Source organism: Streptomyces sp. NPDC004111, from assembly GCF_042874215.1.
GTDB lineage: Bacteria > Actinomycetota > Actinomycetes > Streptomycetales > Streptomycetaceae > Streptomyces.
Genome location: NZ_JBIAMU010000004.1, coordinates 89,946 through 110,159, shown reverse-complemented (window position 1 = coordinate 110,159; position 20,214 = coordinate 89,946). Strand labels below are relative to the sequence as shown.

The following is a 20,214-nucleotide window of genomic DNA, read 5'->3' as shown; positions in this document are numbered from 1 at the left end:
GATAACCATCGGACATGCATCACCGCACCGAGGTCCACACCCGCGATCTGGGCTACTTCCTGGCTGTCGCAAGGGAGTTGAGCTTCACGCGCGCCGCCGAGTCGCTGTACGTGTCGCAGCCCGCACTCAGCAAGCAGATCCGCCAGCTGGAACGCACCCTGGGAGTGCGGCTGTTCGCCCGCGACCGCCAGCAGGTGCGGCTCACCCCGGCGGGCGAGACCCTGCTCCCGCACGCCGAACAGACCATGACCGCCTGGCAGTTGGGCACCTCCGCACTGGAGGAGCTGCGGCTGTCGACGGCCTCGCAGCTGCGGATCGGCATGAGCAACAGTCCGGGCCGGGGCGGGCTGCTGCCCGCGATCCGCTCCCGCTTCACCGCCGAGCATCCGACGACAACGCTGTCGCTGCGCCAGGTCGACTGGTCGGACCCGTCGGCGGGGCTGTCCGACGGCACGAGCGACGTGGGGTTCGTCTGGCTGCCGCTGCCGGACCAGTCGCGGTACTCCCATGTGGTGCTCGCCGAGGAGCCCCGCATGGTCGCCCTCCCCGCGGGCCACCGGCTCGCCGGCCGCCCCTCGGTGCGTTTCGCGGAGTTCGCGGACGAGCCGTTCCTGGCCCTGCCCGCCTCGGCGGGGCCGCTGCGCGACTACTGGCTGGCCACCGACGCCCGCGACGGCTCCCCGCCGAAGGTCGGCGCGGAGGTGTCCGGCCCGGACGAGACGTACGAGGCGCTGGTGGCCGGTGAGGGCGTGGTCCTGGTCGCCTCCGGCAACGCGCCGCTGCTGCTGCGCGGCGACGTGGTGACGGTGCCGGTCCTCGACATCGGCCCGTCGCACTTCGCGCTGGCCTGGCGCAGGAACGACGACCGCCCGCTGGTCGCGGCGTACGTGCGCGCGGCCCACAGCGCACGGGGCAGCGGCCCCCACGCAGGGACCTGAGCCCCCGCATCCGGCAGGGGGCACGCCGCGGTGCCCCGGCCGGAGGCGGCAGACTGGCCGTATGACGCAGCCGTACGACGAAGCAGCCCTGCTCCGCCGGTGGACGACCACCGTCGACGCACTCCGGGCGGCCGGCCCCGGGGAGCCGGCCGGGGCCGGGGCCGCCACCGACCCCGCCCCGTACGCCGCCAATCTCCTCGCCCGCTGGTCGGAGCCCCAGCGGCACTACCACACCACCACCCACCTGGCCGTGGTCCTGGGCCACCTGGACACCCTCGCCGACCACGCCGCCGACCCGGACGCGGTGCGGCTGGCGGCCTGGTTCCACGACGCGGTGTACCTGCCCGAGCGGGACACCAACGAGGACCGTTCCGCCCGCCTCGCCGAGCGCGCGCTGCCCGAGCTGGGGCTCTCCGCCGGGCTGACGGCCGAGGTGGCGAGGCTGGTGCGGCTGACCGTCACGCACGACCCGGACCCCGACGACACCAACGGCGAGGCCCTCTGCGACGCCGACCTGGCGATCCTGGCGGCGCCCCCGGAGGCGTACGCGGCCTACGCCTCGGCGGTCCGCGCCGAGTACGCCTTCGTGCCGGACCCCGACTTCCGCACGGGCCGGGCCGCCGTGCTGAGGCAGCTGCTCGCCCTGCCGCGCCTGTTCCGCACCCCGTACGGCACCCGGAACTGGGAGGACGCGGCCCGCCACAACCTCTCCACGGAGCTGACCCTGCTCACCCCGTAGCGGAGGTCTCGGCCCGCTCCCGGGCGCTGCGCAGCACGCAGAACTCGTTGCCCTCGGGGTCCGCGAAGACCACCCAGCCGCTGCCGTCCGGCTCGCGCCGGTCGTGCAGCAGGGTGGCGCCGAGCCCGAGGTAGCGGGCCACCTCGTCGTCCCGCCGGGTGTCCGGCTGGAGGCAGAGGTGCACCGGGTTCTTGGCGGCCGGTCCGCCCGCCGTGCCGTTCTGCCGCTCCGGGACCTCGGCGAAGTACAGGTGCAGTCCGTTCGGCAGGGCGATGCTCGCGGTGGAGTCGCCGGGCAGGTCGCGTGCGTCCATGGGGTGCCCGACGACCCTGCTCCAGAAGGAGGCCAGCTCGTACGCGTTCCCGCAGTCGAACGCCACGTTGAACACCATCGCGCCCATCGGTCCCAGCCTTTCGCTCGGGCCCCGGTCGCCCCGTTTGGCCCGGGTTGCCGGACGGAGCCTATGCGCGGGCGTACGCGATCAGCACCCGCCGGGGTGCGGGCGGCCCGGGAAGCGCCCCTACGGCAGCACGGTGGGGACCGTGCTCGGGTGCTCCGCCCGCTGGTGTCTGCGCAGCAGTACGTTCATGTCGGTCTCCGCGCTCCCGTCGAACTCGGCACGTGCCACCGCCCTGCGTACGCCGAGGTCGGTGCACCGCGCGCATCCGGGGACCGGCTCCGGCGGGCGGGCGATGTCGTAGCCGTCCCCGGGCACCGGCCCGCTCACCGCACACCGCCGGAACGGTCGTTGGCCGCGCGGATTCCGGCGCTCAGCCGCTCGGAGAGGGTGGCCTCGCGCAGCCACCCCGGCTCCGCCTGCCACTCCCGGCCCCCGCCGACCGGCCGGAGCATGGCGTACGGGCCCGCCTTGCCCCGGTACTCGGCGACCTTGTCCGCCACCCGGTCGTAGACGAGTGTTCCGGCCGGGAACGGCGACGCTGCCGGCCCGTGGTGTTCCGCTTGCATGGGTGCACGACTCCTTCTCCGCCAACTTCCGCGCGCGGCACATCCGTTGAACTACGCTGCGTGTTCGTGGCGTAACGAGCATCGCCCACGGGCAGGGTCCGGATACCGGATACCGGCCGTGCTTCCGCCCGCCGGACGGCAAGTTCCACACCTTCCACCTCCACGGAGGCCCACGCGATGCCCACGAGACGAGTGGTCACCGGCCGGAGTCAGGAACCGCGTCGGCGCTTCGTCGAGGAGCTGCGCCGCCTGCGCACCGAACGCGGCGACAGCCTGCGCAAGCTGGGCGACGTACTGGGGTGGGACTGGTCGCTGTTCGGCAAGATGGAGAGCGGGGAGACGCTGGGCGGCCCGGAGGTGGTCCAGGCGCTGGACCAGCACTACGGGACCCCGGGTCTGCTGCTGGCCCTGTGGGAGCTGGCGGTGGGCGACCCGACGCAGTTCCGCGAGCAGTACCGGCGGTACATGGCGCTGGAGGCGGAGGCGTTGAGCCTGTGGCACTACGCGGTGAGCGCGCTGCCCGGTCTGCTGCAGACGGAGGACTACGCCCGCACCCTCCTGTCGGCGGGCGGGCTGACCGGCCAGGAGCTGTCGCGGCAGGTCGAAGCACGCCTGGGACGGCGCGAGTTGCTGGAACGCGAGGGAGCACCTCCGTTCCGCACGATCCTGTCCGAGGCGGTCCTGCGCACCTCGCTGGACGACAGGCCGGCGTGGCGACGCCAGCTGGAACACCTGCTGGAGATGAGCGACCGCCGCAATGTGACGGTCCACGTGGTGCCGTACGCGGCGGGACTGCACGCCCTGACGAACACGACGACGATGTTCCTGCGCACGCCGAGCGGCCACACCGTGGCGTGGGTCGAGACCGGCTACTCGGGCAGCCTCGTGCAGGAAACTGCCTCGGTCGAGAAGCTCCAGCTCAAGTACGATTCGGTCCGGGACGTGGCTCTCTCCCCGGCGGCGTCGCGGAAGTTCATCACGAGGATGTCGGAGGAAGCAGAGTGTCCCCCATCGATCTGAACACCGCTGTCTGGCGCAAGAGCTCGTACAGCAACCAGGACGGCGGCGAGTGCGTCGAGATCGCCGACCACTTCCCGAACGTCGTCCCCGTCCGGGACAGCAAGAACCCCCACGGCCCCGCACTCCTCGTCGGACCCCGCGCCTGGGCGTCCTTCGTGACCGCGCTCAAGGGCGCGGACCTCTCCGCCTGACCTGCGGGAAAGGGGGCGGGGGATATCCCCACCGGCGTCCCACCCGCTACCGGGACCACCTGTTGACCTGCTGGCCCCGTGGTCCGAACGATCTCCACCGCAGAGGCTGAACACGTAGGAACTCCCCCACCAGAAGGAACTCTTCGTGTTCAGCCTGAAGTCGTCCGGCCGCCGGGCCGCCCGTACCGCAGCCGTCGGCGTCCTCGCCGTCGCCGCCTGTTCCACCCTCATGGCCAGCAGCGCCGAAGCGATCGTCAACGGCCGTGATTCCACGGAGCGTTACCCGTTCATGGCGGTGATTCCGGAGTCCGCGCCGAAGCACGGCGTCCTCGACGGCAACTGCGGCGCATCCCTGATCGACCGGCAGTGGGTGCTGACCGCCGCGCACTGCGTCACGGGCGACGGGCTCGAACTGGAGGGCACCGTACGGATCGGCAGCGAACACCGGAAGTCCGGGGGCACGGTCCGCGGGATCGACCGGACCTTCGTCCACCCCGGGTACCGCAACGGCGAGAACAAGACCGCCAACAAGGACGACATCGCCCTGGTGCGCCTCGACCGGCCGGTCGCCCAGCAGCCCGTCAAAATCGCGGACCGGGCGGGCGGGCCCGGCACCCGGACCCGGCTCGTCGGTTTCGGCACCACGGTCGACGGCGAGATGAAGTTCGCCGAACGGCTCCAGGAGCTGGACACCCGGCTGGGCGCCAGGTCCGAGTGCGCCCCCGGGTACGCGAACAGCACCCGGCTGTGCACGATCAGCCTGAAGCCGGGGGCCATGGCGTGCTCCGGGGACTCGGGCGGCCCGCAGCTCCAGAAGGGCCGCCACGACAAGTGGGAACTCGTCGGCGTCACCTCGGGACCCGGCGCCCGGAACGTGCCGTGCTCGGGCGGCCCCGGGCTCTACACCAGCGCACCCGCCTACGCCGACTGGATCCACCGGACCATGCGGCACAACGGCGGCCACTGACCACCCGGGCGGGGGGCGAGACTCGGGACCCCAGGGTCCAGACGCTTTCTCTGAGGAATGGACGGTGAGGCCTTTCCCGGCCACCCACCCCGTCGCGGGCGCCCGCACACGCGGGCGCCCGCGCGGGGGCCCAACTTGCCGCACAGGCAGGCGACATGACCTTTCGTGATCGTGTCGCGACACACCGCTCCGGGCGTGTACGGTGCGTCACGACAGACAGAACGACCCCCGTGGGTGCTGGAACACCACACAGGGGTCTGACCACGCGAGACCTCCCTATAGGACCCCTCATGGCTGTTGCGCAGCTTAGTCGCGCCCCGTACGCGCCCGCACACCCGATGGCCACACCCGGTTTCGGAAAACGCTCGGCGCCGGACCAACTCCCGCACCACCGCGCCGACTTCTCCCACCTGCCCGCCCGCGAGGCGGCCATCGCCGGGTACATCGACCGGTTGCCGGACGGCGCGGACATCAGCATCAAGACCCTGGCCAGGGAGATCGCCGCCTACGGCCAGTGCGCCGTCGCCAGCGCCCTCCGCCGCCTCTCCGCCGCCGGTCACCTGCGGCGTTTCCGCGAAGCGCTGTGGGAGGAGGGCGGCAGCGCGAAGTGGGTGCAGCGCACCTACTTCTCCCGGACCCAGCGCCCGGACGCCTGGTGGCAGTCCTTCGTGCGCGACGAGAGCACCACGGACACCACCCCGGCTCCCGGCACCGCCGACGACGGCTCCCCCGAGGGCCTGGAGCGGCAGGCGTACGAGGCACTGGCGGAGCTGTCCCACCAGGTGCCGCAGCTGACGCTCTCCGAGAACGCCTGCCGGGAGCTGGCACCGTACGCGGCGGAGTGGCTGCGGCGCGGGGCGTCCCGGGACCGGTTGCAGCGGGCGCTCGGGCAGGTCGTCCCGGTGAAGGTGCACAGCCCCTTCCACTTCGTGCGGTCAAAGCTGCTCAAGGAGCTGCCGCCGGTGCTGCCCGCGCCGAGACAGGGCGTACGGGCCATGGAGTGCACCGGCTGCGGCGCTCCCGGGGAGCCCGCCGCGCTGCCCGGCGGCCTGTGCCGCCCGTGCCGCAGCGAACCGTACGAACGCGACGGCACGGGCCTGCCCTCCGACGTGGTCCACGGCAAGGCCCGCCGCATCCGGCACGACCTGCGGGAACGGGGACGGGAACGCGGCGGTCGCGCGGACCGTTGACCGGGTATGCCGGACGACCACGACTCCACTCCCGTACGCCCCATTTCGCAGACCGACGTACCCGTCGCGGTCGACACCCTCGCCCGCGCCTTCGCCGACTACCCCTTCACCCGGCACGTGATCGCCGCCGACAACCACCAGGAGCGCATCCGCCGCTTCCAGGAGCTGTGCCTGACGCGCCTGGGGATGACGTACGGACGGGTGTGGGTCGGCGGGGACGGCCGCGCGGTCGCCGTGTGGGCGACCCCCGACCAGGACCCCTCCCCCGCCCTCGCCGAGCTGGCGGCGGCCCTCGGTGAACTTGCCGGGGACCGGGCCGCCGCCTTCGCGTCGGCGGAGCGGGCCATCGCCCCGCACCGGCCGCAGGAGCCGGTCTGGTTCCTGAACACGGTCGCGGTCGCGCCGGAGGCCCAGGGCCGGGGACTGGGCGGCGCGGTGCTGACCCCCGGCATCGAGGCCGCGTCGCTCGCCGGGCACCCGGCGTTCCTGGAGACCTCCAGCGAGCGGAACGTCGCCTTCTACGAGGGGCTCGGCTTCCGGGTGACCGCCGACATCGAACTGCCCGACGGCGGCCCCCGCACCTGGTGCCTGCGCAGGGACCCTCGCAGGCCGCGCTAGGTGCTCGAACTCTCCGCGCCGCAGCCCGCCCGCAGCAGCGCGTCCGTCAGCCGCTGCGCCGTCGGTACGTCGCAGCGGCCCAGGTCCACCAGCGGCGCGGGCACGTCACGGGCGCAGGAGCCCGGGTCGAGGGCGAGCGAGGGCAGGTGCAGTCCGACGTCCGCGAGGGCGGCGCGGAGCGCGCGGATCGTTTCTTCGGCGGCGCGGATGTCTGGTTCCGTAGTCGTCATGATCCATATCTCTACCGTCCGTATGGTGCTTATGCATCAGGGGAGTTGAAAGCCTCGTCAAGTGGTCGATTTGGGTGATCGGGCGGTACGGGAATGGCAGGCTTGGGCAGATTGTTGAACGCTGTTATGCCCCCCTCCGATCAGACGCCTCCGTCGCGTCCGTCGCGCACCCGCGCCCGTATGCCCCTTGCCGTCTACATGCTCGGCCTCGCCGTCTTCGCGCTCGGCACGAGCGAGTTCATGCTGTCGGGGCTGCTGCCGCCGATCGCCGCCGACATGGACGTCACGATCCCGCAGGCCGGACTTCTCATATCGGCCTTCGCGATAGGCATGGTGATCGGCGCGCCGCTGCTGGCAGTGGCGACGCTGCGGCTGCCGAGGCGGACCACGCTGATCGCCCTGATCACGGTCTTCGGTCTGGGACAGGTGGCGGGCGCGCTGGCTCCCACGTACGAGCTGCTCTTCGCGTCCCGGGTGGTGAGCGCGTTCGCGTGCGCGGGCTTCTGGGCGGTCGGCGCGGCGGTCGCCATCGCGATGGTGGACGTGGGCTCGCGGGCCAAGGCCATGGCCGTGATGATCGGCGGGCTGAGCATCGCCAACGTGCTGGGCGTACCGGCGGGCGCGTTCCTCGGCGAGCACCTGGGCTGGCGCTCGGCGTTCTGGGCGGTGGGCGCCGCCTCGGCCGTCGCGCTGGTGGGTGTGGTCACGCTGATCCCCCGCATCCCGCTGCCCGACGAGCGCCCGCAGCTGAAGAAGGAGCTGGGCATCTACCGGGACCGGCAGGTCCTGATCTCCGTCGCCATCACCGCGCTCGCGGCCGGCGGCGTCTTCTGCGCCTTCAGCTACCTGTCGCCGCTGCTCACCGACGTGGCGGGGCTGGACTCGAAGTGGGTGCCGTGGGTGCTGGCGCTGTTCGGCTTCGGCGCGCTGGCCGGTACGACGGTGGGCGGCATGATCGCGGACGCGCGGCCGTTCGGCGTGCTGCTGGGCGGCATCAGCACGTCCACGGTGCTGCTGGCCGCGCTGGCCCTGTTCGGCGGCACGGCGGCGGTGGCCGTCACCCTCTCCTTCGCCCTCGGCTTCTCGGCGTTCTTCACGGCCCCGGCGCTGAACGCCCGGATGTTCAACGTGGCGGGCGCCGCCCCGACCCTGGCGGGCGCCACCACCACGGCGGCCTTCAACCTCGGCAACACGGGCGGCCCGTGGCTCGGCGGCACGGTGATCGACGCGGGCTGGGGCTTCTCGTCCACGGCGTGGGCGGGAGCGGGCATGACGGTGGTCGCGGTCGCCCTGGTGGCCCTGGCCCTGCGCTGGCAGCGGACGGACGGCCGATCGCGGGTGATCGCGGCGGGCGGCTCGGAGCGGGTGCGGGAAGCGGGCGCGGAGGCGGCAGCGGCGGGCGGCTCGGAGCGGGTGCGGGAAGCGGGCGCGGAGGCGGCAGCGGCGGCCCCCGCGGCGGGGACGGGCCCGGGGCTGCCCGGTCCGCCCCAGTAACTCCGCATCCCCCTCCCCAACGCTCCCCCGTTCCTCCCCACACGCGCGCCCACAATGGCCTGCACATGGCAACCGCCACCGTCCAGCACCAGGAGCACCATGCGCCGCGTCCGCCTCCGTCGTACCGCCCCGCTCGTCGCCACCGTCCTCGCGGCGGGACTGACCGCGACCGCCTGCGGCAGCGACGGCTCCGACAGGGCGACCGGCACTCCGGCGCCCGCGCAGTCCTCGGCGTCCTCGACCCCGTCGGCGCCGGCCACGCCGCCGGGCGGCAGCGGTGGCGGCGGGATCGCCGCGTCCGCCAATTGCACGACCGACGGGCTCTCCTTCGCGGTGGCGCCGGGGAGCGGCGCGCAGTCGGTGGGTTCGCCGGGTGCGGTCGTCATCAACCTCACCAACAAGGGCACCGCGCCCTGTGCCATGAACGGCTACCCGGGAGTGGACCTGGTGGGCGCGCCCACCGGGACGCTGACCGACGGGAAGTGGTCGCTGGGCCGCCAGACCTCGGCCCAGCCCCGCTCGGTCACCCTCCGCCCGCGCGCCACGGCGACCTTCACGATCACGTACCTCCCGTACACGGCGGAGGGCAACAGCCCCGACAGCGAACTCAAGGTCACCAAGATGGTGATCACCCCGCCGAACGAGACGCGGAGCACGACGCTGGCGTGGGACTTCCAGCCGGTACTGCTCCAGGACGGGGCGACGCATCCGGGGACGTACGTGGGCCCGGTCGACCTGCGCAGCCGGAACGGGGGGTCGGTGGCGGCGGTCCCCAGCAGGAAGAAGCCGACGGCGGGAAAGGCGAAGCCGGCCTCGGGCACGAGCAAGTCCCGCCCCCGCAAATCCCACTGACCCCGCGCCCCTACGCCTCCAGTGCCTGGTAGACCGTCGTCCAGAAGTCGTGGAACGCGTGTGCCGAGTTCGGCACGGACATGCCGACCTGGGTCAGCAGGATTCCGGTGAGACCCTGGGCGGGGTCGGCGTACGTCGACGTACCGCTGCCGCCGTCCCAGCCGAACTGCCCCACCGACGCGTAGTCCCCCCGGAAGGTGCGGACCGCCATTCCGATGCCCCAGCCCCCGTGCTGGCCCTGGCCGAAGGACATGTGCACGTTGTCGGTGGCCATCGCGTGCCGGACCGCCTGCTGTTCGGCGGTGAGGCGGTTGGTGGTCATCAGCTCGACGGCGGGGCGGGACAGGATCCGCTCCCCCTCGTGCACACCACCGTTCAGCAGCATGCGGAAGTACGCGTGGAAGTCGTCCGCCGTCGACACCAGCCCGCCGCCACCGCCCTCGAACGCCGGCTGCGCGCTCCAGCGCCCGCCCTTCGCCGAGTCCCACACGTGGAACTCGCCCGTCTGCGGGTCCGGCGCGTACAGCTCGGGAAGGCGGTCGATCTTGTCCTCGGGCACGTAGAAGCCGGTGTCCTTCATGCCGAGCGGCGCGAACAGCCGCTCCCGCAGGAAGTCCCCGTACGACTGGCCAGTCACCCGGGAGACCAGCACGCCCAGCAGGTCGTTGCTGATCTGGTACTGCCAGCGCTCGCCCGGCTGGTGCATCAGCGGCAGTTCGCCGAGGCGCCGCATCCACTCGTCCGGACCCGGCATCGGCTCCGGCAGGTTCGGCGTGAGGCCCCGCTCGAAGATCGCGTTCATGATGGGGGCGCCCAGCGCCGTCAGGTCCATGCCGAGACCGAAGGTCGACGTCAGCAGGTCCCGCACGATGATCGGCCGCTTGGCGGGCTCCGTCTCGTCCAGCGGGCCGTCGATCCGCTTGAGCACCTTGCGGTCGGCGAGTTCGGGCAGCCACTCCTCGACCGTGTCGTCCAGCCGCAGTCTGCACTCGTCGACCAGGATCATCGCCGCCGCCGCCGCGACCGGCTTGGACGTGGAGGCCATCCGGAAGATGGTGTCCCGGCTCATCGCGGCGCCGCCGTCGTGACGCATGGTGCCGAGCGCCTCGACGTGCGTCTCGTCGCCCCGGCTGACGAGTGCGACCAGCCCGGGGATCTTCCCGGAGTCGACGTGCCGCGCCAGCACCTCGCGCATGGTGCGCAGTCCGGCCTCGGAGAAGCCGCCGTGGTTCTTGCTCATGAGGAAACCCCTTGGTCTCGGACCGCCGGTGGCGGCAGGGAAGCGGCTGCCCGACCGGGCCCCGCAGTCGTTCGGGAAGTTCCGAACGAGTACGAAGCTACATTGCGTTCACCGATCGGTCAACGATTGATTTGCGAGCAAGTCCCCTGAGATTTAGGGCTTCTTGGGTTCCATTGCAATGAGATTGGGGGTGAACGCAAAGGCAGGCAGTGGGGCGATATTGCAATGGGGTCGGGTCGGCGCATACCGTTCGGCGAGGTGCCGGCGGACCCCCGTCGGCAGAGATTCCCAGAGGGAGGACCCCGCCCATGCCCGGAGGCAGGCTCACCACCGAGGACCGCCGGCTGATCGCCGACGGCCTGGCCGAGGGCCTCGGATACGCGGAGATCGGCCGCCGGCTGGACCGGCCCGCCTCGACCGTGATGCGCGAGGTCACCCGCAACGGCGGGCCCGAGGGCTACCGGGCCCACCGCGCCGAGGAGGCCACCCGGGACCGCGCCCGGCGCGGCAAGCAGGCCCCCGCCCGGACCCCGGCACCGCGGGCCGACGACGACGGCGCCCACGGCCGCGACCCAGGGGCGGTACGGGAGTTCACCGAGTCGTACACCGATCTGCTGGAGCAGCAGGGGCTGCCCCGGATGATGGCCCGGGTGCAGGCCTGCCTGTACAGCACGGACTCCGGCGCGCTCACCGCCGCCGAACTCGTCCAGCGGCTGCGCGTCAGCCCGGCCTCGGTCTCGCACGCCGTGGCGTTCCTCGAACAGCAGGGGATGCTCAGGCGGGAGCGGCCCGCGGGCAGCCGCAGGGAGCGCTACGTCATCGACGACGACTTCTGGTACCGCTCCCTGACCGCCGCCGCGGAGATGAACGACACGCTCGCCGTCGCCACCCGGCGCGGTGCCGACGTCTTCGGGGCCGACACTCCGGCGGGCGCCCGGTTCGCCTCGTCCGTCGAACTCCTGGTCCTGCTGAACAAGGCGTTCCGCCAGGTCGCGGCCGACTACCGCCGGACCGTGGCCGAGCGGGGGGCGGGCGAGGGCGAACAGGCCGCGGGCGAGCAGTCCGCAGGCGAGCAGGCTACGGGCGAGCAGGCTACGGGCGGGGGCGGCCCGGCCTAGCCCGTGAACTTCCTGCGCCGCAGCCCCGCCTCGGTGATCCTGCGCACCAGTTCCTTGCTGCCGATCTCGCGCGCCCCGGCCGCCACCGCGTCCCCGTACCGCTCGGCGGGGACGTCGTAGTGGTCCCGTTCGAAGGCTCGCGGCGGGCAGCCGATGGACGCCGCGAAGGCGTGCAGTTCCTCGTACGAGACATCGCTGACCAGGTGCGACCACAGGCGGCCGTGGCCCGGCCAGGTCGGCGGGTCTATGTAGAGGGTCATGGGCGCAGCCCGCCGACCGGGGCCACCGCCACCACCGTCTTGGTGCACACCCAGTGCGGGTCGGGGCCCAGCTCCGGCTCCACCTCCAGCGCGTGCGCGTCCTCGCACACCGGGCACAGCGGCCACCGGCCGTACTTCTCCAGCAGCGCGTCCTGCACGTCCTGGGCGATCAGCCCGGCGACGAACTCCACGCCCTCGGGCCACTGCTCCACCCACCACCGGCGGTGCGCCACCGCGTCCTCGACGAACGACACGATGTCCGCCTCCGCCACGTCGCGGGCGGCGAGGTCGGCCATCACCAGGGCGCGGGCGGTGTGCAGCGCCTGCTCCAGGGGGGCGGTGGGGTCGGTGGCGTCAGTGTGGTCCATCCCCCCATTGTCACGCGCCGCCGCCGCGGGCCGCCCCCGCCGCATCCCGCCCCGCCACCACCACGGGCCGCCTCCGCCGCATCCCGCCCCGCCTCCGCCGCCGCCGCCCACGGCATCCCGCCGCACGGCCCCGCCAGGTCGGGACCTTGGGCCCCTTGACCCCGCCCCGCTCTGAAAATACCTTTCAGACGTGAGCAAAACCGTGAAGGAAACTTCCAGCCAGCCGACGCCGACCGCACCGCGGACCGCGCCCCAGGCCCCGGCACCCGCCGCCCTGGCCGCCAAGGTCCGTACCCTCGCCCCCTCCATGACCCGCTCCATGCAGCGCGTCGCGGAGACCGTGGCGGGCGACCCGGCGCGCTGTGCGGCGCTGACCGTGACCGGTCTCGCCGAGCTCACCGGCACCAGCGAGGCGACCGTCGTACGGACCTCCCGCCTGCTCGGCTACCCCGGCTACCGGGACCTGCGGCTCGCGCTGGCGGGTCTGGCCGCGCAGCAGGAGTCCGGCCGGGCCCCCGCCGTCACCGCCGACATCGCCGTGGACGACCCGATCGCCGACGTCGTCGCCAAGCTGGCGCACGACGAGCAGCAGACCCTCGCCGACACGGCGGCGGGCCTGGACACCGTCCAGCTCGGCGCCGCCGTCACCGCGCTGACCGCCGCCCGGCGCGTCGACATCTACGGTGTCGGCGCCTCCTCCCTGGTCGGCATGGACCTCGCGCAGAAGCTCCTGCGGATCGGCGTCATCGCGCACTCGCACACCGACCCGCACCTCGCCGTCACCAACGCGGTGCAGCTGCGCACCGGCGACGTCGCCGTCGCGATCACCCACTCCGGTGCCACCAGCGACGTCATCGAACCCTTCCGGGTCGCCTTCGAGCACGGCGCGACGACGATCGCCGTCACCGGCCGCCCCGGCGCCCCCGTCACCCAGTACGCCGACCACATCCTGACCACCTCCACCGCCCGCGAGAGCGAGCTGCGCCCGGCCGCGATGTCCAGCCGGACCAGCCAGCTCCTCGTCGTGGACTGCCTGTTCGTGGGCGTCGCCCAGCGGACGTACGACACCGCGGCCCCCGCCCTGGCCGCCTCGTACGAAGCCCTCGCCCACCGGCACGACCCACGAACCACGCGCTGAACGCGCCCTCCGGACCCCCCACCCCGCACCAGCAGAGAAAGCCGCGCACCATGACTGCCACCGACCGGACCGACCGCACCTACGGTGAACTCCGCGCCCAGCTCGCCACGTTGACCACCGAGGCGTTCCGTCCCGAGCTCGCCGAGATCGACCAGCTGCCCACCGCCGAACTGGCCGCGCTGATGAACGGCGAGGACGCCACCGTCCCCGCCGCCGTCGCCGACCGGCTGCCGCAGATCGCCGCCGCCATCGACGGCATCGCGGAGCGGATGGCACGCGGCGGCCGGCTGATCTACGCGGGCGCCGGCACGGCGGGACGGCTCGGCGTGCTGGACGCCAGCGAGTGCCCGCCCACCTTCAACACCGACCCCTCCGAGGTCGTCGGCCTGATCGCGGGCGGCCCCTCCGCCATGGTGAAGGCCGTCGAGGGCGCCGAGGACAGCAAGGAGCTGGCCCGCGCGGACCTCGACGCGCTGAAGCTCGGCCCGGACGACACCGTCATCGGCATCTCCGCCTCCGGCCGCACCCCGTACGCCATCGGCGCCGTCGAGCACGCCCGCGCCCGGGGCGCCCTCACCGCGGGCCTGTCCTGCAACGCGGACAGCGCGCTGGCCGCCGCCGCCGAGCATGGCATCGAGGTCGTCGTCGGCCCCGAACTCCTCACCGGCTCCACCCGGCTGAAGGCGGGCACCGCCCAGAAGCTGGTGCTCAACATGATCTCGACGATCGTGATGATCCGGCTCGGCAAGACCTACGGAAACCTGATGGTCGACGTCCGCGCCTCCAACGAGAAGCTGCGCGCCCGCTCCCGCCGCATCGTCGGCCTCGCCACCGGCGCCTCCGACCCGGAGATCGAGGCCGCCCTCACCGCCACCGACGGGGAGGTGAAGAACGCGATCCTGGTGATCCTCGGCGACGTCGAGGGACCCACCGCCAAGGCCCTGCTCGACGACGCGCACGGCCACCTGCGCGCGGCCCTGGCCGCCGCCCGTACCCGTACCTCCTCCGCCTGAAGGCGGAACTCCCACCCCCCGCACAGCAAGGCCACGCACCATGAGCACCACGGAAAACAAGAACCGCGCCGCCGCAGCCGCGATCCTTCCGCTCGTCGGAGGCGCCGACAACGTCGAATCGGTCGCCCACTGCATGACCCGCCTCCGGCTGGGTCTGCGCGACCGCTCACTCGTCCAGGACGAGGCGCTGAAAGCGCTGCCCGCCGTCATGGGCGTGGTCGAGGACGACACGTACCAGATCGTCCTGGGGCCGGGCACGGTCGCCCGGGTCACCCCGGAGTTCGAGGCGCTGATCGAGGAGCAGAAGAGCAGCGGCCCGGCGCCCGTCCAGGACGCCGCCCCCGCCGACTCCTCCGAGCACAACCGCTCCGCCGAGGAACTGGCCGCTCAGGGCGCCGCGATCAAGGCCGCGCAGAAGGCGAAGAACGCCACCCCGTTCAAGCTGTTCCTGCGCCGCATCGCGAACATCTTCGTCCCCCTGATCCCGGCCCTGATCGGCTGCGGCATCATCGCCGGCCTCAACGGCCTGCTGATCAACCTGGGCTGGCTGACCGGCGTCACCCCGGCACTGGCCGCCATCGCCTCCGGCTTCATGGCGCTGATCGCCGTCTTCGTCGGCTTCAACACCGCCAAGGAGTTCGGCGGTACGCCGATCCTGGGCGGCGCGGTCGCCTCGATCATCGTCTTCGCGGGCGTCGCCAAGATCACGGTCTTCGGCCAGGCGCTCGCCCCCGGCCAGGGTGGTGTGCTCGGCGCGCTGGGCGCCGCCGTCCTCGCGGTGTACGTCGAGAAGTGGTGCAGGAAGTGGGTCCCGGAGTCGCTGGACGTCCTGGTCACCCCCACCCTGACCGTGCTGATCTCCGGACTGGTCACCATCTTCGGGCTGATGTTCGTCGCCGGTGAGATCTCCACCGCCATCGGCACCGGCGCCGACTGGCTGCTCGCCCACACCGGTGCCTTCGCCGGCCTGGTCCTCGGCGGCTTCTTCCTCCCGCTGGTCATGCTCGGCCTGCACCAGGCGCTGATCCCGATCCACACCACCCTCATCGAGCAGCAGGGCTTCACCGTCCTGCTCCCCATCCTGGCGATGGCGGGGGCCGGCCAGGTCGGCTGCGCGGTCGCGGTCTACCTGCGGCTGAAGAACAACCACTCCCTGCGCAACACCATCAAGTCCGCCCTCCCCGCCGGAATCCTGGGCGTCGGCGAGCCCCTCATCTACGGTGTCTCGCTCCCGCTGGGCCGCCCGTTCGTGACGGCGTGCGCGGGCGGCGCCGCGGGCGGCGCGTTCATCGGCCTCTTCTCGATGCTCGGCGACAAGGTCGGCTCGACCGCGATCGGCCCGTCCGGCTGGGCCCTGTTCCCGCTCATCCAGGGCAACCACGGCCTGGGCACCACGATCGCGATCTACGCGGGCGGCCTGCTCGTCGGCTACCTGGTCGGCTTCCTCGCCACGTACTACTTCGGCTTCACCAAGTCGATGCTGGCGGAGCTGAACGCCCCGGCGGCCGACGCGGCGATGGCCCCGCCGACCGGTACGGACGCCCCGGCCGCCAGGAAGACCGAGGAGCCCGCCGGGGTCTGACCCGGGCCCTGCCTCCGTCACCTCCCCCAACACCACGCGAGAGCGGTGCTCCCACCCGGGAGCACCGCTCTCGCTCTTCCCGCCCCGTACGCGGGCTACTTCTCCCAGCACTCCACCCGGGGCAGCTCCGGCATCCGGTCCCGGACGAACAGCGGGTCGATGCCCATCCGGCGCTGTTCCCGGTAGTCCTCCATCAGCCGGAACGCGATCCCCGACAGCGGGACGATCGCCACGAGGTTCACCAGCGCCATGAACCCCATCGAGATGTCCGCCAGGTTCCACACGATCGACACCGACCCGAACGCGCCCAGGAACACCACCGCCAGCACCAGCACCCGGTAGACGGGCAGCACCCACCGCTTGTCGTCGCCGGTGATGAACTCGATGTTGGACTGGCCGTAGTAGTAGTTCCCGATCATGGAGCTGAAGGCGAGCATGAAGACGACCACGGTCAGCACGTGCCCCGACCAGTTGCCGAGCGAGGAGGTCAGCGCGTTCTGCGTGAGGTCCGCGCCCTGCCGGGCGCCGGCCAGCTCCGGGTTGCTGGTCAGGATGATGAACGCGGTCATCGTGCAGATCAGGATGGTGTCGAAGAAGACGCCCAGCGACTGTACGAGGCCCTGCTTGACCGGGTGCGAGACCTCGGCCGCGGCGCCCGCGTTCGGCGAGGAGCCGAGCCCCGCCTCGTTGGAGAACATGCCGCGCCGGATGCCCTGCTGGAGCGCGGTGCCGAAGGCGCCGCCCGCGACCTCGCGGAACCCGAAGGCACCGCCGACGATGTCGGCCAGCACCCGGGGCACGTCGTTCAGGTTGAGCAGCACGACCGCCGTGCCGAGCAGCAGGTAGAGCACCGCCATCACCGGCACCAGCACCTGCGTCACGCTGCTGATGCGCCGTACGCCGCCGAAGACCACCAGCCCGAGCAGGACCGCGAGCCCGGCGCCCACCACCGGCTCCCGCCAGGTGGAGTCCGCGCCGCCGAGGGAGTTCCCCGCGACCGCGACGATCGTGTTGGCCTGCACCGCGTTGAACACGAACCCGAAGGTCACCGTGATCGTCACGGCGAACAGCACACCCAGCCACCGCTTCCCGAGCCCCCGCTCCATGTAGTACGCGGGCCCGCCGCGGAAGGTGCCGTCGTAGTCGCGCACCTTGTACAGCTGGGCCAGCGCCGACTCCACGAACGAGGACGCGGCGCCGACCGTCGCCATCACCCACATCCAGAAGACCGCCCCGGGCCCGCCGAGCGTGATCGCCGCGGCCACGCCCGCGATGTTCCCGGTGCCGACCCGCGCCGCCGCGGAGATGGTGAACGCCCCGAACGACGACACCTGCTTGCGCCCCTGCGCGTCCGGCGCCGCCTTGTCGCTCAGCACCCGGAGCATCTCCGGGAACATCCGCACCTGGACCGCCCGCGACCGGACGGTGAAGTAGAGCCCCGCGCCGATCACCAGCGGGATGAGCAAATAGCTCCAGAAGCCGTCATTGATGTCGACGATCACCGAATCCAGCGTGTCCATGCGCCTCAGCTTCGACGCGAACCCCCAGCTCAGCCACCTGGGAACGCCACTGGGGCGGTACTTCGCATCACTCGATGCAGTGACGGCTGCACCAGTCGGCCCATTATGCTGTCAATGACATAAAGCGTGCGCGCCATGGACGAGCCCCACGTGATCGAGCTGGAACCGGAGGTACGCGCGTGGCTGGAGCTGCTGCCGGGCAAGTCGTACCGCAAGGTCGAGGAGTACGCCGACCTCTTGGCCGTCCTTGGCACACACATGCCGATGCCGTTCGCACGCCCGCTGCGCGACGGCGTGTTCGAGCTGAGGCCCACACTCAACGGCGAGGCGACGAGGATCACCTACTGGTTCGCACCGGATCGGCGGATCGTGCTCCTCACCGTCTTCCGCAAGACCCGGATACGGGAGACCTCACAGGTGGATCGAGCTTTGGCCGCCCGTAAGGTGTGCGAAGGCTCGCACGGCCCGGCTCATGTGACGTACAGCCGTGGCGTGAAAGGGGACGACTCATGAACCACACACGTTGGAAGCTGGCACGTGAGAAGGAGCTTTCCGAGGGGTGCTCCGAACCCGCCGAGGTCACGGCCGAACGCGCCGAGACGCGGTTGGCGATGGCCTTCGCCAAGGCCGTGTACGACCGCCGGAAGGAACTCGGGCTCTCACAGACCGAGGTCGCCGAGCGCTCCGGACTCACTCAGGCCAAGATTTCCCGCATCGAGGGCGCGGATACGGTGCCCACCCTGCCGCTGCTGCGTCGGCTGGCTGCGGCGATGGACGCTTCCCTCAGCATCGCACTCGATGCCGAGCACGAGGAAGTGACGTTCACCGCGCGCTCGGCCGCGTAGGTTCTGCGGGCTGCATCCAGCGCCCGTGACATGCCCGAGGGCGGTACCCCCTGTGCAGGGGTACCGCCCTCGGTATGTGCAGGACCGGCAATCAGCCCGGAGGAGGGACTAGAAGTCCATGTCCCCGCCCGGCATGCCACCCGGGGCGGCAGCGCCGGCCTTCTCGGGCTTGTCGGCGATGACGGCCTCGGTGGTGAGGAACAGCGCGGCGATCGACGCGGCGTTCTGGAGGGCGGAGCGGGTGACCTTCGCCGGGTCCAGGATGCCCTCGGCGATCATGTCGACGTACTCGCCCGTGGCGGCGTTCAGACCGTGGCCGACGGCCAGGTTGCGCACCTTCTCCACGACGACGCCGCCCTCAAGGCCACCGTTGACGGCGATCTGCTTGAGCGGGGCCTCCAGGGCCAGCTTGACGGCGTTGGCGCCGGTGGCCTCGTCGCCCGTCAGCTCCAGCTTCTCGAAGACCGCGGAGGCCTGGAGGAGAGCGACGCCACCACCGGCGACGATGCCCTCTTCGACGGCCGCCTTCGCGTTGCGGACGGCGTCCTCGATGCGGTGCTTGCGCTCCTTGAGCTCGACCTCGGTGGCGGCACCGGCCTTGATGACGGCCACGCCGCCGGCCAGCTTCGCCAGACGCTCCTGGAGCTTCTCGCGGTCGTAGTCCGAGTCGCTGTTCTCGATCTCGGCGCGGATCTGGTTCACGCGACCGGCGACCTGGTCGCTGTCACCGGCACCGTCGACGATGGTCGTCTCGTCCTTGGTGATGACGACCTTGCGGGCGCGGCCGAGCAGGTCGAGGCCCGCGTTCTCCAGCTTGAGGCCGACCTCCTCGGAGATGACCGTGCCGCCGGTGAGGATGGCGATGTCGTTCAGCATGGCCTTGCGGCGGTCGCCGAAGCCCGGGGCCTTGACGGCGACGGACTTGAAGGTGCCGCGGATCTTGTTCACGACCAGGGTGGAGAGCGCCTCGCCCTCGACGTCCTCGGCGATGATCAGCAGGGGCTTGCCCGACTGCATGACCTTCTCCAGCAGCGGAAGGAGGTCCTTCACGTTGCCGATCTTCGAGTTGACGATGAGGATGTACGGGTCGTCGAGAGCCGACTCCATGCGCTCCATGTCGGTCGCGAAGTACGCCGAGATGTAGCCCTTGTCGAAGCGCATGCCCTCGGTGAGCTCAAGCTCCAGGCCGAAGGTCTGCGACTCCTCGACCGTGATGACGCCTTCCTTGCCGACCTTGTCCATGGCCTCGGCGATGAGCTCGCCGATCTGGGTGTCGGCGGCGGAGATGGAGGCCGTCGAAGCGATCTGCTCCTTGGTCTCGACATCCTTCGCCTGCTCCAGGAGGGCGGCGGAGACGGCCTCGACGGCCTTCTCGATGCCACGCTTCAGGGCCATCGGGTTGGCACCCGCGGCGACGTTGCGAAGACCCTCGCGGACCAGCGCCTGCGCGAGGACGGTCGCGGTGGTCGTACCGTCACCGGCGACGTCGTCCGTCTTCTTCGCGACCTCCTTGACGAGCTCGGCGCCGATCTTCTCGTACGGGTCCTCGAGCTCGATCTCCTTGGCGATGGAGACACCGTCGTTGGTGATCGTGGGGGCGCCCCACTTCTTCTCAAGGACGACGTTGCGGCCCTTGGGGCCAAGGGTGACCTTGACGGCGTCGGCGAGCTGGTTCATGCCACGCTCGAGGCCGCGCCGGGCCTCCTCGTCGAACGCGATGATCTTGGCCATGTGAAGTGGTCCTCCCAGGACGGGGTGGATTTCTCCGGACCGGGGGTTCGGTGCCCGCGACGGACGGCCCGCGGGAGCGGGGGATTCCTTACCCCCGGCCCCTTGGGCCTCACCGGACCTGGTCCAAGTTCTGTCACTCTCACTGGGAGAGTGCTAACGCCAATGATTAGCACTCGCCCTAGGAGAGTGCAAGC

At 71.8% G+C, this 20,214-nt stretch carries 24 protein-coding genes; 15 read left to right on the top strand and 9 right to left on the bottom strand.

Annotation, left to right across the window (positions count from 1 at the left end):
- Positions 1–14 precede the first annotated feature (14 nt).
- The gene (locus ACFYVL_RS10265; protein WP_389242804.1) at positions 15–938 is read left to right on the top strand and encodes a LysR family transcriptional regulator; all 924 of its coding nucleotides are present in this window, start codon (positions 15–17) and stop codon (positions 936–938) included.
- A gap of 61 nt (positions 939–999) precedes the next feature.
- The gene (locus tag ACFYVL_RS10260; protein WP_389242802.1) at positions 1,000–1,677 is read left to right on the top strand and encodes a hypothetical protein; all 678 of its coding nucleotides are present in this window, start codon (positions 1,000–1,002) and stop codon (positions 1,675–1,677) included.
- Here the strand turns inward: ACFYVL_RS10260 and ACFYVL_RS10255 are convergent.
- From ACFYVL_RS10255 to ACFYVL_RS10245, 3 genes are all read right to left on the bottom strand, one after another.
- On the bottom strand, positions 1,667–2,077 hold the full coding sequence (locus ACFYVL_RS10255) for a VOC family protein (RefSeq protein WP_389242800.1): 411 nt from the start codon (positions 2,075–2,077) through the stop codon (positions 1,667–1,669). The genes ACFYVL_RS10260 and ACFYVL_RS10255 overlap by 11 nt on opposite strands.
- A 120-nt stretch (positions 2,078–2,197) precedes the next feature.
- Positions 2,198–2,404 carry a hypothetical protein gene (locus tag ACFYVL_RS10250; RefSeq protein ID WP_389242798.1) on the bottom strand — a complete coding sequence of 69 codons (207 nt, stop codon included), beginning with the start codon at positions 2,402–2,404 and terminating at the stop codon, positions 2,198–2,200.
- Entirely contained in the window at positions 2,401–2,643 is a 243-nt protein-coding gene (locus ACFYVL_RS10245; RefSeq protein WP_389242796.1) for a hypothetical protein, read from the bottom strand. The genes ACFYVL_RS10250 and ACFYVL_RS10245 overlap by 4 nt, the downstream gene beginning before the upstream one ends.
- Before the next feature lie 177 nt (positions 2,644–2,820).
- On the opposite strand from ACFYVL_RS10245, the gene ACFYVL_RS10240 reads away from it, so the two are divergent.
- The 5 genes from ACFYVL_RS10240 (at position 2,821) to ACFYVL_RS10220 (ending at position 6,629) form a co-directional block, all read left to right on the top strand.
- The gene (locus ACFYVL_RS10240; RefSeq protein ID WP_389242794.1) at positions 2,821–3,663 is read left to right on the top strand and encodes a helix-turn-helix domain-containing protein; all 843 of its coding nucleotides are present in this window, start codon (positions 2,821–2,823) and stop codon (positions 3,661–3,663) included.
- Positions 3,645–3,854, top strand: coding sequence for a DUF397 domain-containing protein (locus ACFYVL_RS10235; RefSeq protein WP_389242792.1), 210 nt, complete (start codon positions 3,645–3,647; stop codon positions 3,852–3,854). The genes ACFYVL_RS10240 and ACFYVL_RS10235 overlap by 19 nt, the downstream gene beginning before the upstream one ends.
- A 145-nt stretch (positions 3,855–3,999) precedes the next feature.
- On the top strand, positions 4,000–4,821 hold the full coding sequence (locus ACFYVL_RS10230; RefSeq protein ID WP_389242790.1) for a S1 family peptidase: 822 nt from the start codon (positions 4,000–4,002) through the stop codon (positions 4,819–4,821).
- 290 nt (positions 4,822–5,111) lie between these two features.
- The gene (locus ACFYVL_RS10225) at positions 5,112–6,011 is read left to right on the top strand and encodes a hypothetical protein (protein WP_389242787.1); all 900 of its coding nucleotides are present in this window, start codon (positions 5,112–5,114) and stop codon (positions 6,009–6,011) included.
- A gap of 6 nt (positions 6,012–6,017) precedes the next feature.
- Positions 6,018–6,629 carry a GNAT family N-acetyltransferase gene (locus ACFYVL_RS10220; RefSeq protein WP_389242785.1) on the top strand — a complete coding sequence of 204 codons (612 nt, stop codon included), beginning with the start codon at positions 6,018–6,020 and terminating at the stop codon, positions 6,627–6,629.
- Here ACFYVL_RS10220 and ACFYVL_RS10215 read toward each other — a convergent pair.
- Entirely contained in the window at positions 6,626–6,859 is a 234-nt protein-coding gene (locus ACFYVL_RS10215) for a hypothetical protein (protein ID WP_389242783.1), read from the bottom strand. The genes ACFYVL_RS10220 and ACFYVL_RS10215 overlap by 4 nt on opposite strands.
- A 180-nt stretch (positions 6,860–7,039) precedes the next feature.
- Here ACFYVL_RS10215 and ACFYVL_RS10210 point away from each other — a divergent pair, with 180 nt between their 5' ends.
- Positions 7,040–8,353 carry a Cmx/CmrA family chloramphenicol efflux MFS transporter gene (locus ACFYVL_RS10210; protein ID WP_389242781.1) on the top strand — a complete coding sequence of 438 codons (1,314 nt, stop codon included), beginning with the start codon at positions 7,040–7,042 and terminating at the stop codon, positions 8,351–8,353.
- Between the two features lie 99 nt (positions 8,354–8,452).
- Entirely contained in the window at positions 8,453–9,205 is a 753-nt protein-coding gene (locus ACFYVL_RS10205) for a DUF4232 domain-containing protein (protein WP_389242779.1), read from the top strand.
- A gap of 10 nt (positions 9,206–9,215) precedes the next feature.
- On the opposite strand, the gene ACFYVL_RS10200 is transcribed toward ACFYVL_RS10205, so the two are convergent.
- Positions 9,216–10,445 (bottom strand): serine hydrolase domain-containing protein, encoded by a 1,230-nt coding sequence (locus ACFYVL_RS10200; RefSeq protein ID WP_389242777.1) that lies wholly within the window; start codon positions 10,443–10,445, stop codon positions 9,216–9,218.
- 308 nt (positions 10,446–10,753) lie between these two features.
- On the opposite strand from ACFYVL_RS10200, the gene ACFYVL_RS10195 reads away from it, so the two are divergent.
- A complete protein-coding gene (locus tag ACFYVL_RS10195; protein WP_389242775.1) occupies positions 10,754–11,563 on the top strand; it encodes a helix-turn-helix domain-containing protein in 810 nt (269 codons plus the stop codon).
- Here ACFYVL_RS10195 and ACFYVL_RS10190 read toward each other — a convergent pair.
- Positions 11,560–11,823, bottom strand: a complete 264-nt coding sequence (locus tag ACFYVL_RS10190; RefSeq protein ID WP_389242773.1) for a DUF4031 domain-containing protein — start codon at positions 11,821–11,823, stop codon at positions 11,560–11,562. The genes ACFYVL_RS10195 and ACFYVL_RS10190 overlap by 4 nt on opposite strands.
- The gene (locus ACFYVL_RS10185) at positions 11,820–12,191 is read right to left on the bottom strand and encodes a hypothetical protein (protein WP_389242771.1); all 372 of its coding nucleotides are present in this window, start codon (positions 12,189–12,191) and stop codon (positions 11,820–11,822) included. Before ACFYVL_RS10185 ends, ACFYVL_RS10190 begins: the two co-directional genes overlap by 4 nt.
- Positions 12,192–12,393: 202 nt before the next feature.
- Here ACFYVL_RS10185 and ACFYVL_RS10180 point away from each other — a divergent pair, with 202 nt between their 5' ends.
- Genes ACFYVL_RS10180 through ACFYVL_RS10170 form a run of 3 tightly spaced genes read left to right on the top strand, consistent with a single transcriptional unit; the run spans position 12,394 to position 15,924 of the window.
- Positions 12,394–13,329: a MurR/RpiR family transcriptional regulator gene (locus tag ACFYVL_RS10180; RefSeq protein ID WP_389243402.1), complete on the top strand. Its 936-nt coding sequence runs from the start codon at positions 12,394–12,396 to the stop codon at positions 13,327–13,329.
- Between the two features lie 50 nt (positions 13,330–13,379).
- Positions 13,380–14,342 (top strand): N-acetylmuramic acid 6-phosphate etherase, encoded by a 963-nt coding sequence (gene murQ / locus ACFYVL_RS10175; protein ID WP_389242769.1) that lies wholly within the window; start codon positions 13,380–13,382, stop codon positions 14,340–14,342.
- A gap of 40 nt (positions 14,343–14,382) precedes the next feature.
- Complete coding sequence (locus tag ACFYVL_RS10170) at positions 14,383–15,924, top strand: PTS transporter subunit EIIC (protein ID WP_389242767.1); 1,542 nt, start codon at positions 14,383–14,385, stop codon at positions 15,922–15,924.
- Positions 15,925–16,019: 95 nt separating this feature from the next.
- Here the strand turns inward: ACFYVL_RS10170 and ACFYVL_RS10165 are convergent, their stop codons facing one another.
- On the bottom strand, positions 16,020–17,444 hold the full coding sequence (locus ACFYVL_RS10165) for an alanine/glycine:cation symporter family protein (RefSeq protein ID WP_389242765.1): 1,425 nt from the start codon (positions 17,442–17,444) through the stop codon (positions 16,020–16,022).
- A gap of 135 nt (positions 17,445–17,579) precedes the next feature.
- On the opposite strand from ACFYVL_RS10165, the gene ACFYVL_RS10160 reads away from it, so the two are divergent.
- Positions 17,580–17,957, top strand: a complete 378-nt coding sequence (locus ACFYVL_RS10160; protein WP_389242763.1) for a type II toxin-antitoxin system RelE/ParE family toxin — start codon at positions 17,580–17,582, stop codon at positions 17,955–17,957.
- Positions 17,954–18,289 carry a helix-turn-helix domain-containing protein gene (locus tag ACFYVL_RS10155; protein ID WP_389242761.1) on the top strand — a complete coding sequence of 112 codons (336 nt, stop codon included), beginning with the start codon at positions 17,954–17,956 and terminating at the stop codon, positions 18,287–18,289. Before ACFYVL_RS10160 ends, ACFYVL_RS10155 begins: the two co-directional genes overlap by 4 nt.
- A 108-nt stretch (positions 18,290–18,397) precedes the next feature.
- On the opposite strand, the gene groL is transcribed toward ACFYVL_RS10155, so the two are convergent.
- A complete protein-coding gene (gene groL / locus ACFYVL_RS10150) occupies positions 18,398–20,020 on the bottom strand; it encodes a chaperonin GroEL (protein WP_389242759.1) in 1,623 nt (540 codons plus the stop codon).
- Positions 20,021–20,214: the final 194 nt, after the last annotated feature.